Source organism: Dyadobacter sp. UC 10 (genome assembly GCF_008369915.1).
Taxonomy (GTDB): domain Bacteria; phylum Bacteroidota; class Bacteroidia; order Cytophagales; family Spirosomataceae; genus Dyadobacter.
This window is the reverse complement of sequence record NZ_VSRN01000001.1, coordinates 5,292,897-5,306,920: the sequence shown is the minus strand read 5'-3', so window position 1 is coordinate 5,306,920 and position 14,024 is coordinate 5,292,897. Positions and strand designations below refer to the sequence as shown.

Sequence of the window (14,024 nt, the reverse complement as noted above, 5' to 3'; positions counted from 1 at the left end):
ACTATAAAAATTATGCCATCACAGCAATTTTATCCCACTCTTTTTCATCAGCTCACTGGCATTAAAATCCCTGCAAAGTCCTTCCGTAAGCGTATAATCAAAAAGCATCTCACGGTCATTGATCCTGCTATTGAAGCTGTAATTAACGACAGGAAGATAATTACCTGCGGTTTTAGCCAGTTCAATATCATGCGTGGAGATCAGGCCGAAAGCATGACCTTCGCTTAGCTGCCTGATCAGCGAAATTCCACCCTTGTAACGGTCCTGTGAATTGGTACCCTTGAACATTTCGTCCAAAAGAAAGAAAACGGGCGCTCCGCTTTCGACGAGCTTTAATAGCTGCTCAATCCGCCGGAGTTCGGCATAGAAGGAAGAAACGCCTTCTTCCAGGTTGTCCTGCGTACGCATGCTGGTAAAAAGCCGGACTGGCGCGACTTCCCCGCTGCGCATACAACACGGAGCTCCCATAAACGCCAGTACCAGATTGACGCCGATAGTCCGCAAAAACGTACTTTTTCCCGCCATATTCGACCCCGTAATCATCACAACCGACCCGTCGCCGGCAAGCGCAAAATCGTTACAGACTCGCTTAGATACATGGATCAAAGGATGTCCGAGTCCCGCAAACCGGACCAGATTACGCTCGTCGCTGATGGACGGAAAAGGAAATCCCGGATTAGAAAAAGCAAAGCCGCTCAAACTGGAAAATGCTTCGAACTCGCTGACCGCATCGGCCCAGCGCCGGAGGTTTTCACGATTTTTACTTTTCCAGGCTTCCGTCAGCAATACCCAGTAGATATCCAGCAGGAAAATTTGGTTCAGAATGGCATAAAAAGCATTGCCGCCGATCGGATCTTTGCCTGACCGCTGTATAAAAACGTCGAGTATCCGGCTCAACTTCCTTATCTCCCCGGCTGCTGAGTAGCCTTCGCCCCGAAAATGCATTTGCAGGTCGCTCAATAACCCCGGGCCGAAAGTTTCCGACTCGATTTCATTGATCAATGCTTCATACCCTTTTAATGTAGTGACGTTGTGGCGCAGCTTTTCGGCGATTTCCTCTGTGACCGTCTTCCATTTTTTGAGCACGAATTTATTGCAGATCAGCGCAGCCAGCAGCGGAAACATATATACCACCGAAAACGAATTTCTGAGCCGGAGCACGTCGATCAGATGCCAGGCAAAAAACGTAGCCGCCATAACAGTGACTACGCCCAGGAGCATACCAATCGCCAGATGTTTCCGCTTTTCCGGCAGGAATTTCGAGGACTCTTCATTCCAATCGAGCAGACTATCGTAGCTGCTTTTGGAATTGATAAATGGCATCCCCGCCGCCTGAAAAGCCTGCCGCCAATCCAACTTTCGCGCCAGCTCCTGTACCGCCTGCTGCCTTTTCAGAATAATGCTTTTCGAAGCGGGTTCTGCCATCCAGCCTGCTAGCAGTGCCTGTCCCGATTCGGTTGTCGCCCGGCAAAGCAGCTGAAAAAGAGAGTATGGACCAAAAATATCGACATCGGCAACATAAGGATGGTCCCGGACAAGAAAGCGCTGCCCGGTTGGAAACTCAGCCAATTTGTTATCCAGTCGACTGATTTCCTGTTCATTAACCGCCCGCAAAAATTTGAAACGGCTTAGCGCCCGGGCCGTCAGTTTGTATCTGTTCAATACAAATCCAAAAGCGAGCAAGCTAATCGGAACCACGGCCAGCAGCAAAGTGGCCAGCTGCTCATTGGCAAGAACAAAAACCAGTATCAGCGATCCGATAAAAATGAAGAGTCGTATCGTAGAGAGCCTGCGCAGCTCTTTTTCATATTCACCAATTTTTGACGAATACTGCTGCGCTCTTTCACTGTAAATTTCAGTCATTGAGAATAATGATATATAAAATTCCAATATATACCATATTCTCCATTACCGCCAGCTTTGTGAATTTATACGGTGACAAATTAGGCCGTTTCGAGTAGATAGGCGATCAACAGGAGGCTTGCGATAAAGATAGCGGCCGCCATCAATTTGATCAGCAATGTAGAATGGTAATACTGCCCGGTTTCAAGCAGTTTCCTGGTGTTGTGATATCTGATGTACGAAAACAGCGTAGCGAGCGCACCCACCGCGACCAGAACGATACCGATAACGGGAGAATAGCCGCTCGGCTTGATTACTGCCTCCTCACCCAATGCAGCGCCGATCTGTTTGACAAACAACGAAAATTTAACCACAACGAAGCCGAAGCCCATGATACCAATGCTGGTGCGTACCCAGGCCAGGAATGTCCTTTCGTTGGCGAGGTGGTCGGCCGCACTTCCCTTGTTTGTAGATTTAGTGTTTTCAGAAATCATATTTTAGTTGGTTCTGACCCATTTTGAAGTGTCCGCGGTATAAAACAATAGTACCTGTATGTTGCTCAATGATGCAGGTTGCATGGAATGAATGCAAGCGCTATTTTTTCAGAGATAATAACCCATTTACCAATTCCCCATTGAACTGACCAATTGTCGTAGTGCTCAGTAACCGGTAAATTTCCTCCCGGATCGCCTTAAACTGGCTGTGCAAAGGACAGGGGTTGACTTCCGAACAATGCTTAAGCCCCAGCCCGCAGCCATGAAACAGACCGTTACCGTCTACGGCTTCCACAATGTCACTCAGCGGCTTCGCCAGTGACGAATTCTCGATATAAAATCCGCCGTGCGGCCCTTTGACAGAACTGATCAATCCTTTACGGCTCAGGTCCTGAAGGATCTTGGCAAGGTACAGCTCCGGCGAATCTATCCCCGATGCAATATCCTTGATCCCTACCCGACTGCCATCACGCGATTTGTGCGCAATGTAAAAGACAGCCCGGATTGCATATTCACACGTTTTCGAAAAAATCGCCATAACATTTGGATTAGACTCAAAAGTAATAAAAGATATTCTTGTCCGCTATTAGCAAATCGCCTATGTTTGCATAAAAGATAAAAAGGTATTTATATATTAATTATGACAACTGAACAAAAAGACCTCGTCAGAAGTACAGTGCCCATTTTACGCGAGAGCGGTGTAGCATTAACCACTTACTTCTATAACCGGATGCTGACCGGAAATCCGGAGCTGAAAAACATATTTAACAGCGCCAACCAGCATACCGGCGTGCAGCCTACCGCACTGGCCATGTCGGTACTGGCTTATGCCGAGCATATTGATAACCCGTCGGTCCTTGCGAATGCGGTAAGCCGGATCGCCCATAAGCACGTCAGTCTGAATGTGCGGCCTGAGCAATACGCGATCGTGGGCCGCCATTTGCTGGCATCCATCAGTGAGGTTTTGGGAGCGGCTGCCGGCCCCGATCTCATGCAGGCCTGGGCGGAAGCCTACGGTCAGCTGGCGGCCATCATGACGGGCGCTGAGTCTGAACTGTACAGTCGCGCAGCGGCGCAAACCGGGGGCTGGAGTGGCTGGCGGCCGTTTGTAGTGAAAAAGAAAGTGCAGGAATCTGACGAAATCACTTCCTTCTATTTTTATCCGTCGGATGAAGGCGCAGTAGCCGACTTCACGCCCGGCCAGTACATTACCGTGCGCCTGTATGTACCTGAACTAAACGTGTTCCAGCCCAGGCAATACAGCATTTCGTGTGCGCCAAACGGGACCTATTACCGCATTTCGGTCAAAAAAGAACAAGGAGATGCTACACACCCGGCGGGCTATGTCAGCAACATGTTACACAGCGCAATAGCAGAAGGTGACATGGTGGAACTGGCTCCGCCGTCGGGTGATTTTGTATTGAATACCAGCAAAAACACGCCGCTCGTCTTCATCAGCGGCGGTGTAGGGCTCACGCCGTTTATCAGTATGCTGGATTATCTCACCCAGACCAATTCAAAAAGACCGGTTACCTGGATTCACGGCTGTCGGGGTTATCAGGTACATGCGTTCAGGGACAAGGTGATCGAATGGGGCAGCCACCATCAGGCTATGGATATCCATACTTTTTACGACAAGATTGAGCATGAGGTAGAAGTCGGCTGTTATGAAGGATATGTTGACCTGAGCAAGCTGGACAATGCGATCAGGCCCGGCGCTGATTATTACATCTGCGGCCCCGGCATATTTATCAAAACACATTACCAATACCTCAAAGCGCAGGGCATCTCCGCGGATTCGATTCACTTCGAAGAATTCAGCCCGGCCACATTGATTATCGACTAACCTAAGCATGCAAAAACGCGGCGCAAATCCCTGGGAAATGCGGCGCGTTTTGAATTTAAAGCTAAAAAAATAGTCAGAAGTTACCCTCCTATTTTCCCGCCGCAGGATTTTTGGAAGGAAGGCTGGCCCGCACTTCGTTCCGCCAGTTTGCCAGCATTTTCGTCAATTCGGCGGCTTTTGCGGCGTTTTGCTTATACACATTTCGCTGTTCTCCCAGGTCATTCTTTAAATGGTAAAGTTCAGGTTGGCGGCCTTCTTCATAAAACTCGATCAGCTTCCAATCGCCTGCCCGTACCGCCGAACCCGGTGAACCTCCCTGGTTGCCATAATGCGGATAATGCCAGAAAACGGGGCCGCGCGGCTTGGCTTTGCCTTTTAGCAACGGTACCATGCTTTTGCCGTCGATATGCTGCCCGGGCATCGGTGGCAAGCCGGCCATTTCCAAAATCGTCGGGTAAAAGTCAGTGCTGATCACGGTTGCATCCGACACGCTGCCGGTTTTGGTAACGCCCGGCCAGTGCACGATCATCGGTTCGCGGATACCTCCTTCATACAGCCAGCCTTTGCCTGCGCGGAGCGGCAGATTGGACGTAGGATGACCTTCCGAAGTAGCCAGCCCGCCATTGTCAGACATGAATATGATGACCGTATTTTTATCCAGCCCATTGGTTTTTAATGCTGCGATCACTTTGCCGACCGCCTTGTCCATCGACTCCACCATCGCACCATACACGGGCAGACATTGGTTGAGCCGCACTTTATTCTGATCTTCCTTACCCCATTTATCTTCCAGGCCCAGCCGCTTTTTCTTTTCCGTGTATTTATCAATCAAATCCTGCGGGGCGCCCAGCGGCGTGTGAACAGAATAAAATGAGAGATAGGCGAAAAACGGAGCTGACTTTTGGGATTCAATGAATGAAATGGTTTCATTGGCAAGACGGTCGGTGAGATTTTCCCCGGTCGGTCCGTCGGGCAAGCGCGGATTTTCGTAGGGTGTAAAATAATGGCCTCCTCTCGGCGAACCAGCCCAGTATCCTCCTTTATTGATATCAAAACCCTGGTTTTCCGGCCAGTTGCCTTCCTTTCCCAGATGCCATTTTCCCGCGAAAAAAGTTTTGTACCCTTTGTCTTTGAGCGCCTCTGCGATGGTAACTTCTCCGAGCGGCATTTCCTCGAGGTAAGGTGCGGGCAGCAATGGTTTGCTCTTTGTCCAGTGTTTTCCTACCGTTTCCGGTTGTGGCGCACCAAACCAGTCGGTCGTTTTCATTCTTGCCGGGTATTTGCCGGTCAGTATACTGGCTCGGGTAGGCGAGCAAACGGGGCAGGCCGCATAGCCGCTGGTAAGTTTCATTCCCCTGCCTGCCAGCGCATCTACATTTGGCGTTTCATAAAAGCTGCTGCCAAAAGCCCCGATATCCGCCCATCCCAGGTCGTCGACGAGGAAAAACAGGAAATTCGGTCTGGTAACCTCTGGTTTTTTATTTTGGAATGAAAAACTGATGCATGTCAAAGCCGCAATCACCGCCAGCGCAAAGTGTAATAATGAGCCCGAATATCTGTTTTTTAGCATTATTTCAACTGTTTATCAATTTCAAATACAACTCAGTACCCGTCGTTCTGCTTCAAATTAGGATTTGCGTCAATTTCCGATTGAGGCAATGGATAAAGTACATGGTGCGGCTTTGCGGCCTTTCCTCTCGCCACGGCGCCTGATACGAACTGACCCGCCCTGATCAGGTCCTCTCGCCTTTTTCCCTCACTAAAAAACTCCCAGCCGCGTTCCTTTAAAAGATGGTCGCGTAAACTTTCTTTGGTAGTAAAGCTGCCCAATGTCATTTCGGGAATTCCCGCACGCACACGGACCTGGTTCAGCAGACTGACCGACTCCGCATTCGGGCCGTTCAGCTCATTCAAAGCCTCTGCCCGGCTGAGCAGGATGTCAGCATAGCGAATTACAGGGATATCGTTTCCATTGTTCTGGGAAATCGCATTCGGGTCCGGCGCGTATTTAAAGCTGCGGGCATCGTCGACTGCTTTTCCACTGGCGTCCTGCAAGAGGTTGAAAGTCTTGCCATTGGTATCCGTGTATTCAGTCACAAACATTTTGAGGCGACGGTCCTGCGGGTGGAAAGACTTCACAAAACTGGTATAAGTCCGGAACTGGGCACCATAATTGATCCAGTTGGTGCGGATCGGGTAATTCGGTGGAAAGGCGTGCGGCATATATACATTGCCCGGCCCCTGCGCCACGCACGGATAGATGTAAATGTATTCGTCGTTATTTTCATTTTCCACCGCAAACAGGTTTTCAATCGCCGGGTAAAGTTTGTATTTATTCAGATCAATCACCTCTTTGGCTGCATCGGCGGCTTTTTGCCATTGTTTTGTATTAAGATAAAATTTGGTCAAAACTGCCAGCCCGACACCCTTGTCGGCTTTCCCGCGCAGGTCCTGTTTCAGCGGCAGGTCGCGCGCAGCTTCGGACAGTTCCTGGGAAATGAATGCGACAAATTCTTCACTGGAAGGTTTGGCAGGCTGTAAATCGTCCGTACCGGTCGTAAGTACCAGTGGAACCGGACCGAAATAGCGGTACAAATGCGCATAAGCTTCCCCGCGGATAAAGCGCGCTTCTGCCTTGTATTGCGCCAGCCGCTCTGCGGGCAGCGACGATACCTTGTCGATATTTTCGAGCAATACATTCGCATTGCGCACGGCGGTGTACATCTGCACCCATATCGTACGCAGGAATGCAGACGAGGCGTCCCACTGGAAGTTGATAAATGGCAATGCGTCTTTCTCAAACTGCCCCCCGCTTTCGAGGGTAAGGTCTGTCGGAAACTCGGAAAGCGTAAACTGATCTTCCCGCATGCCACCGTTCACCTGCAGGCGGCTGTATGCACCGATCAGCACTTTCCTGATCCCGTCTTCGCTTTTGACGAAATCTTCGGGCGCATATTGCGTGTACACATCTTCTTCCAGGAATTCGTTACAGGCTGTTTGCGTCATGCAAATCAGCAAAAATGAGAGGAGGGTCGTGAGTTTATGTATCTTTTTCATGATCGTTCTAATTTAAAAACCGATGTTTAAACCAACCCGGAATGTACGGTTCAGCGGATAACTATTGTAGCTGGCGCGTTCGACAGGGGCGCCCGAAACGCCCGCAGTAGCGGAGTTCGTCGTAAGCGTGTTGGCAGTGCCGGCTGCATTGGCATCCGGGTCGAAACCCTGGAATTTGGTGATCGTCAGCAGATTGTCGGCCGCCACAAATACCGAGGCAGATTTGATTTTTTTCCCCGACAACGGAATGTCATAACCGAGCGTAACCGTTTTCAGCCGGGCAAACGAAGCGTCGGTGACGGTCATGGAATTCACAGCAAGGGCGCCCCCGTAAGTGCTGGGATTCACGCCCGAAGGATACTTTGCGTCCGGGTTGGAAGGTGTCCAGCGGTCGAGGTAATGCGCCGCCAGCCGGTTCCGCTCGAAATTGATCGGATAAAGCGATTCAACAATATTTCCATCGAGTGTTTTAATGCCTTCAACCGCGGTAATCAGCACATTCAGATTAAATCCTTTATAAGCAAATGTGTTATTCAAACCAAAAATAAATTTCGGGAAAGGACTGCCCAGGATCACGCGATCGTTCGGGTCGATCTTCCCGTCATTGTTCTGATCGACAAATTTCGGATGCCCGGGTTTTGCACCAGGCTGGGCCGAAGAAGCAATATCATCGGTAGTTTGAAACAGCCGCTCCACCTCGTATCCGTAAAACGAACGCATTGCCTCGCCCGTCCGCACAATGGCGTAGTTACTCGTAAATCCGACGTTTCCGGTGATCACCTGCGGAATGAAATCGGGCAGTTCCACCACTTTATTTTGAAGCGCAGAGAATGTAAAAGTGGTGTTCCATTTGAAGTTATTGACAAAATTCCGCGATTCCAGCATCAGATCGATCCCCCGGTTGCGAACCGTTCCGAAGTTGACGCGGATACTTTCAAAACCGGAAGTGGTAGGAAGCGGTTTATTAAATAGCTGGTCGCTGGTATTTTTGATAAAGTATTCGAGAGAACCGCTCAATCTGCCCTGAAAAACGCTGAAATCAATACCTAAATCCAGTTCTTCGGTCGTTTCCCATCTCAGATCCGGGTTTGGGATACGCGCCGGCTCGACGCCCTGCACCAATCCGCCGCCCAGAATTGCCCGACCGCCCGCAATGAAAGTTTGCAGCGTTTCGAAGTTACCGATCGCCTGGTTACCGCTTTTACCATAACTCAGCCGTAGCTTCAGGTCATTAAAAAAATTGGTTTGTTTGATAAACGTCTCTTCCGACAACCGCCAGCCCAGCGCAAAGGATGGAAAGAATGCGAATTTGTTTTTGTCGGAAAAACGCGAGGTACCATCCGCCCGCATCGAGGCGGTGAGCAGGTATTTCTCATTGAATGTATAGTTCAGTCTTCCCAGATAGGAGTTGAGTTTGTTGGTGGAACGCCCGCTGCTGACATTATCGCCCCGGTCGCCATCGCCGCTTTGCAACAGGTTGGTCAGGCTCACATCAGACAAAAAACCCATCGAAGAAGCGCCTACCAGCCTGGTTTCATATTTTTCCAGCGTAGCCCCGCCCAGGACAGAGATCTGGTGTTTATTGAAAGTCCGGTTATAAGTGGTAAAAAGCTCCGAAATCCAGTGATTGTCTTCTACCGAAATGACATTGCCGTTTCCGCCGGAAGCAAGTCCCCGCTGGGTTGCGGTACTCACGTAACTGTCGCTCCGCTGGTTTTCAATATCGCCGCCCAGCCGCAGCGTCGCAGTCCAGCCTTTCAGAATGGTATATTCAGAGGACAGCGTACCAAAAGTGCGGTTGCTGACATTGGATTGATCAACGCCATTGATGAGCGCGAGCGGATTTTCGAGGGAAATGAGCGAATTGAACGGATACCGTCCCAGCGCGTTCAGCCCCGGCGCGATCGTCGGGTCAAACTGCAAAGCCGTGTTCATCGGCCCGGCATTTTCATTCCCGGAATTGGTCGTGAGAATGCTGTTGTTGATACTCCGGTTGGTATTAAGGTTCAGATTTATTTTAAACTTCTCACTTGGATTGAGCTCATAATTGAGGCGTATATTGTATTTTTTCAAACCCGACCGTTTCACAACGCCCTCCTGGCTCAGGTAATTGACACCCAGATAAAAAGTTGACTTATCAGATCCGCCCGAGAAAGAAAGCTGATGGTTGTGCGCCACGGCTTTGCGGAAAATCTGATCCTGCCAGTCGGTACCGGTTCCTATGGTGCGCATTTGTTCCTCAGTGAAGCGGGGCTGGCCGCCCTGGTCTGCCGAAAGCTCGTTCAATACCTGCATATATTGCTGCCCATCGAGCATTTCCATTTTCTTAGCGACAGTTTGGATGCCGACATATCCATTGTAATTCACCCGGGTTGCGCCTTTTTTGCCTTTTTTGGTTGTGATCAGCACCACGCCGTTTGCCGCCCGCGAACCATAGATCGCCGCAGCAGAAGCATCTTTCAAAATCTGTATAGACTCGATATCATCGGGGCTGATGGAAGTAGCAGACGCGCCCGGCAGGCCGTCGACTACGATCAGCGCCTCGTTGCTGCTGTTGATAGAACCTGCCCCGCGGATCCGGATGCTGATCCCACCGCCCGGCGCCGAACTCGACTGACTGATCTGCACGCCCGAAGCTTTTCCATTCACCAGTTGCAAAGCAGAATTATTCACACCCTGGGTAAAATCCTTTTCACCCACCGATACGACCGACCCAGTCAGGTCCGCCTTCTTTTGAGAACCATAACCGACCACCACCAATTCTTCGAGGGTTTTGGTGTCCGACATCAGCGTAACGTCCATAGCAGACTGGCCCCCTAGCGTCACTTCCTGCGGCACATAGCCCACGAATGAAAAAATCAATACCCCGTCATCCTGCGCAAATGTCAGCGAATACTTCCCCTCGCCGTCGGTAATGGTGCCGTTCTGGGTACCTTTCAAAACAACGCTCACGCCGGGAAGCCCCATTCCCTGGTCGTCGGAAACCTTCCCGGTAACGGTCCTTTCCAGGTTAGGAGCAACTTGCGGAGCGGGTACCAGGCCGGTATTCTGAGCCGGGGCATTTTGTTCGGGGCTTAAAACAATCTGCTCCCCAACCACCTCATATTTCAGTCCCAGCGGTTTGGTAACCTTTTCGAGCACTTCTGAGAGCGGCATATTGCTTACCGAAAGAGATATTTTTTGTTCTGCTGGGATGGATTTGGGCCGGTAAGCAAAACGGATCGACGTCTGCTGTTCGATCGAGCGCAGTACTTTGCGGACTTCCCATTTTTCGGCTTTCAGATTTACTCTTCGGTTGAGCAGCTCCTGTGCCAGCACCGGACCGGCCATGGAGCCGCCAGCCAGTACCGCGGCCAGCACGAGCTGGAACGCGGATATTTGCATAAAACGAAAAAAGAAACGGGTTAGGAATAGTCGTTTTTTCATAAATATTACATCTAAAAATTAGGGTTAGGAACAGTCGGGTGTCAGCAGCTTTTGCCGTAAATGATGACCTGCGCGTCGATCAGCTTATATTCAGTATCGAGCACTTTGCAGATCACCACCAGCTTTTCAAACAGGTCGGCCTTGCTCAGGTCCATGGTTAGCGTGCAGTTTTCCATGATCTGCTCATCAAAAATGACATCGATGCCATACACTTTTTCGAGGGTCTCGAATACCTCTGCTGCTGGTGCATTTTCGAAAACGAAGGAAGGTAAAGTCGCTTCCGGAACCACTACGGCCGGTTTTTCTACCAATGTTCTGCTCAGCAATGCTTTTTCTTTCTGAAAAACGGCTTTCTGATTGGGAGTCAGTACGATTCCTTCTGCCTCAGGATCAGACGCTTTGTTGCGCTGCTCAGAATAAACGGAAACAAGACCGGTTTTTACGGAGACCGTCACGTCCGGCTCATTTTCCACCGACCGGATCGTGAAACTGGTTCCCAGAACTTTGGTAACAAGACCATTAGCATACACCAGAAACGGCTTTTCCGGGTCTTTGCTCACATCGAAAAAAGCCTCTCCAATCAGCATTACCTCCCGTTTTTTGTGATCAAACTGCGCGGGATAGCGCACACTGCTGTTTTTTTCGAGGATAACCTGGCTTTTATCGGGCAGGCCGACAAGCAGCGGCTTTGCAGCGGTATTGCTTACTTCCTTCCAGTTGCTGCCTGCTGCAAAATGAGTGCGGGGATCTGCGCCTTTTTTATCTGTTTTTGCGACCAGAAATAAATAGGCAGCCAGCACAAGAGCGACCGAAGCCGCTGCCATACCTATGACCCGGAAAGGGAGCAATCTGCCGTTGCGCATCGGCACAATATCCGGCCCCGAGGCTTCGATTCGCGACCACAGCCGGTCTATTCGCTCGCTGGTAGCCACATCCGGCTCTACTTTTCCGAGGTTCAACACGAGCAGCCTTGCCTCTTCCAGTTCGTAGTATTTCTCGGGGTAATCTTTCAGGAATGCTTCCCAGAATGCATTTGAATCCGGATCGGATTTGCACACCCAGTTTTTGAAAAAATCGTCGGCAGCAAAGTCAACGGCATTATATTGATGGTAATTTGTCATGGCCCGGTGGTTCTGAATTGTGGCATGTGGGAGACTCAAAAATGATAGCAGAGGCACGGCAGCAGCAGCGAAATGATCCTGACCGTTTCCCTGAGTGCTTTGAGCCCGGAATAAATGAATTTGCAGGCGGATTGGTAATTGATACCCATTAATTCGGCAATTTCCTCGTTGCTCAAATGCAGGAAAAAGCGCATATGCAGTGCCTGCTGCTGTCGCTGGCTTAGAAATCCATAACTGGTACGCAGCTGCCGGAGCAGGCCGTCGCGCTGCTCTTCATCAATCAGATGCTGCTCGATCAGGAATTCATCCGCACTGCTTTCAAGCGTTTCGAAAGAGTCGTAATGGGAGTTTTTGCGCTGGCTGGTACTGATCTTGTTGCGCAAGGCACGGAATAAGTAGAAACGGATCGAGTCTGTTTCCGATAAATGGTCCCTCCGCTGCCAGATCTCTACAAAAAGGTCGTGTACACTGTCTTCGATGAGCTGAATATCCCCGCAGACTTTGTATCCGTAATTCAGCAGATCACCGGCGAAGAGCTGGTAAATCTGCCGGAAAGCGTCGCGGTCGCCCTGACGAAACCTGTTCCAAAGTTGTGAATCGGATTGCACTGGTGTCACGATGCTTTTTTAGATTTTGGCCCCAAAGGCCAGCCGGTTGTAAAGCATTACCTTCCACCTGGCCCTTATTTACTAATTCACAATTATTCTTTTTTTAATCCTTCATTTGGAATAAATATTTTCAATGGGGCCAATTTGACGGGAGGAACGGGTAGATATTTATTTAATTAGTTTACGCTGCCAATAGTCCAGATAATCTTCATCAGAAATCGCGGGATCGAGGCCTTTTTTTTCCATTTCCGCTTTGAACTTCGTTTTCATCAACTCCTGCGCATAGCTAACTTCCTCAGGGTCTTCGGGATAAGTACCTTTATCGGCGGTTGCCAGCCAGTTGTCCATTTGGCTGCGCAGTTCTTTCAGCTTGGTCTGGTAGGCTTTGTCGTTTGCCAGGTTATGCATTTCAAAAGGATCTTTTTTCAGATCGTACAACTCTTCCGCCGGGCGGGTTGCAGCCATAAATTTCGCCTGATCGGCATTGAGCCCGCCTTTTTTGTTCATCACCTGCATTAAAGTCAGCACCGGATAATCGTACTTTTTGTATGCATTAAATTGGGTGTAAGGCCGGTCGGGGAAAAAATTGCGGATGTATTTGAAATCCTTCGTCCGCACTGCCCTGATCCGGTCGAGCGTTTCGTCGCACCGGTCGCGTGCTGCAAATGCATAGGCACGAGGCCTGGCGTTTTTGTCAAGAAAGTCGATTCCCTGCAAATAGGCAGGGGTTTTTATCCCCGCGATCTGCATCGAAGTCGCCGAAAGATCGATGTTACTGATCAGCCGGTCGCTTTTGGTACCTGGCTTGATACTTCCCGGCCAACGGATGATGAGTGGCGTATTAATGCCCCCGTCGTACAAAAACTGTTTGCCCCGCACATGCGGCTGACCATGATCACCGAAGAAAAACACAACCGTATTTTCGGCCAGACCGTCTTGTTTAAGCCGGTCCAAAATCTCCCCTACCTGCTGATCGAGCAGCTGGATCGTTTCGAGGTACAAAGCCCAGTCTTTCCGCGAAACCGGGTGATTTGGGTAATATGGCGGTACTATCACTTTGTCCGGATCAATCGGCCGCGATGCGTCATTTTTGAATGGACGGTGGCTGTAAGTCAGGTGCACCTGCGCGAAAAAAGGTTGGTCTTTGCCCCTGCCCCGCCAGTCGAACCCGTCGTACATGTCTTTTCCGTCGTGGACAAAATTGTAGCCGGTGTAATAGGGACCGGTCATTTTTGTCCCGCCGGTATTGGCCACGTAATACCCCGCCTTTTTGAAATAATCCGTCACCGGTACAATGCCCGCCGGCAGGTTGGTCTTGTTCTTTGGAAACTGGTTCTGACAGTTGATACTCACCGAATACATGCCGGTGATAAACGACGAGCGGCTCGGCGAACAAACCGCCCCTACCGTGATCAGATTTTTGTATAGCGCCCCTTCGCCAGCCAGCCTGTCCAGGTTTGGCGTGTGTACCAGCTTATTTCCATAACATCCGAGGTCGGGACTGATATCGTTGGCGACGATCCAGAGAATGTTCGGACGTTTTTGCGCACCAGCCCTATTTTGCCCAAAAACATTTGAAGCAAATACAGAGATCAGGGTAACCAGCAGTATAAAGTTCTTTTTCATAATC

The 14,024-nt window shown here is 50.1% G+C and carries 10 protein-coding genes; 1 reads left to right on the top strand and 9 read right to left on the bottom strand.

The window, feature by feature from the left end:
• Positions 1 to 18: 18 nt before the first annotated feature.
• The 3 genes from FXO21_RS21980 to FXO21_RS21970 form a co-directional block, all read right to left on the bottom strand.
• Positions 19 to 1,863, bottom strand: a complete 1,845-nt coding sequence (locus tag FXO21_RS21980; RefSeq protein ID WP_149642094.1) for a MutS-related protein — start codon at positions 1,861 to 1,863, stop codon at positions 19 to 21.
• Between the two features lie 80 nt (positions 1,864 to 1,943).
• Positions 1,944 to 2,336, bottom strand: coding sequence for a YidH family protein (locus tag FXO21_RS21975; RefSeq protein ID WP_149642093.1), 393 nt, complete (start codon positions 2,334 to 2,336; stop codon positions 1,944 to 1,946).
• A 100-nt stretch (positions 2,337 to 2,436) separates the two neighbouring features.
• The gene (locus FXO21_RS21970) at positions 2,437 to 2,874 is read right to left on the bottom strand and encodes an RrF2 family transcriptional regulator (protein WP_149642092.1); all 438 of its coding nucleotides are present in this window, start codon (positions 2,872 to 2,874) and stop codon (positions 2,437 to 2,439) included.
• Positions 2,875 to 2,976: 102 nt separating this feature from the next.
• On the opposite strand from FXO21_RS21970, the gene hmpA reads away from it, so the two are divergent.
• A complete protein-coding gene (gene hmpA, locus FXO21_RS21965; RefSeq protein WP_149642091.1) occupies positions 2,977 to 4,182 on the top strand; it encodes an NO-inducible flavohemoprotein in 1,206 nt (401 codons plus the stop codon).
• 88 nt (positions 4,183 to 4,270) lie between these two features.
• Here the strand turns inward: hmpA and FXO21_RS21960 are convergent, their stop codons facing one another.
• The 6 genes from FXO21_RS21960 to FXO21_RS21935 form a co-directional block, all read right to left on the bottom strand.
• Positions 4,271 to 5,752 (bottom strand): sulfatase, encoded by a 1,482-nt coding sequence (locus FXO21_RS21960; protein ID WP_149642090.1) that lies wholly within the window; start codon positions 5,750 to 5,752, stop codon positions 4,271 to 4,273.
• A gap of 32 nt (positions 5,753 to 5,784) precedes the next feature.
• Positions 5,785 to 7,239 carry a RagB/SusD family nutrient uptake outer membrane protein gene (locus tag FXO21_RS21955; RefSeq protein WP_225865799.1) on the bottom strand — a complete coding sequence of 485 codons (1,455 nt, stop codon included), beginning with the start codon at positions 7,237 to 7,239 and terminating at the stop codon, positions 5,785 to 5,787.
• Between the two features lie 12 nt (positions 7,240 to 7,251).
• A complete protein-coding gene (locus FXO21_RS21950) occupies positions 7,252 to 10,665 on the bottom strand; it encodes a TonB-dependent receptor (RefSeq protein ID WP_149642089.1) in 3,414 nt (1,137 codons plus the stop codon).
• Between the two features lie 41 nt (positions 10,666 to 10,706).
• A complete protein-coding gene (locus tag FXO21_RS21945) occupies positions 10,707 to 11,786 on the bottom strand; it encodes a FecR family protein (RefSeq protein WP_149642088.1) in 1,080 nt (359 codons plus the stop codon).
• A gap of 35 nt (positions 11,787 to 11,821) precedes the next feature.
• Positions 11,822 to 12,403, bottom strand: coding sequence for an RNA polymerase sigma factor (locus tag FXO21_RS21940; protein WP_225865798.1), 582 nt, complete (start codon positions 12,401 to 12,403; stop codon positions 11,822 to 11,824).
• Positions 12,404 to 12,562: 159 nt separating this feature from the next.
• Positions 12,563 to 14,020 carry a sulfatase family protein gene (locus FXO21_RS21935; RefSeq protein ID WP_149642086.1) on the bottom strand — a complete coding sequence of 486 codons (1,458 nt, stop codon included), beginning with the start codon at positions 14,018 to 14,020 and terminating at the stop codon, positions 12,563 to 12,565.
• Between the last annotated feature and the right edge of the window lie 4 nt (positions 14,021 to 14,024).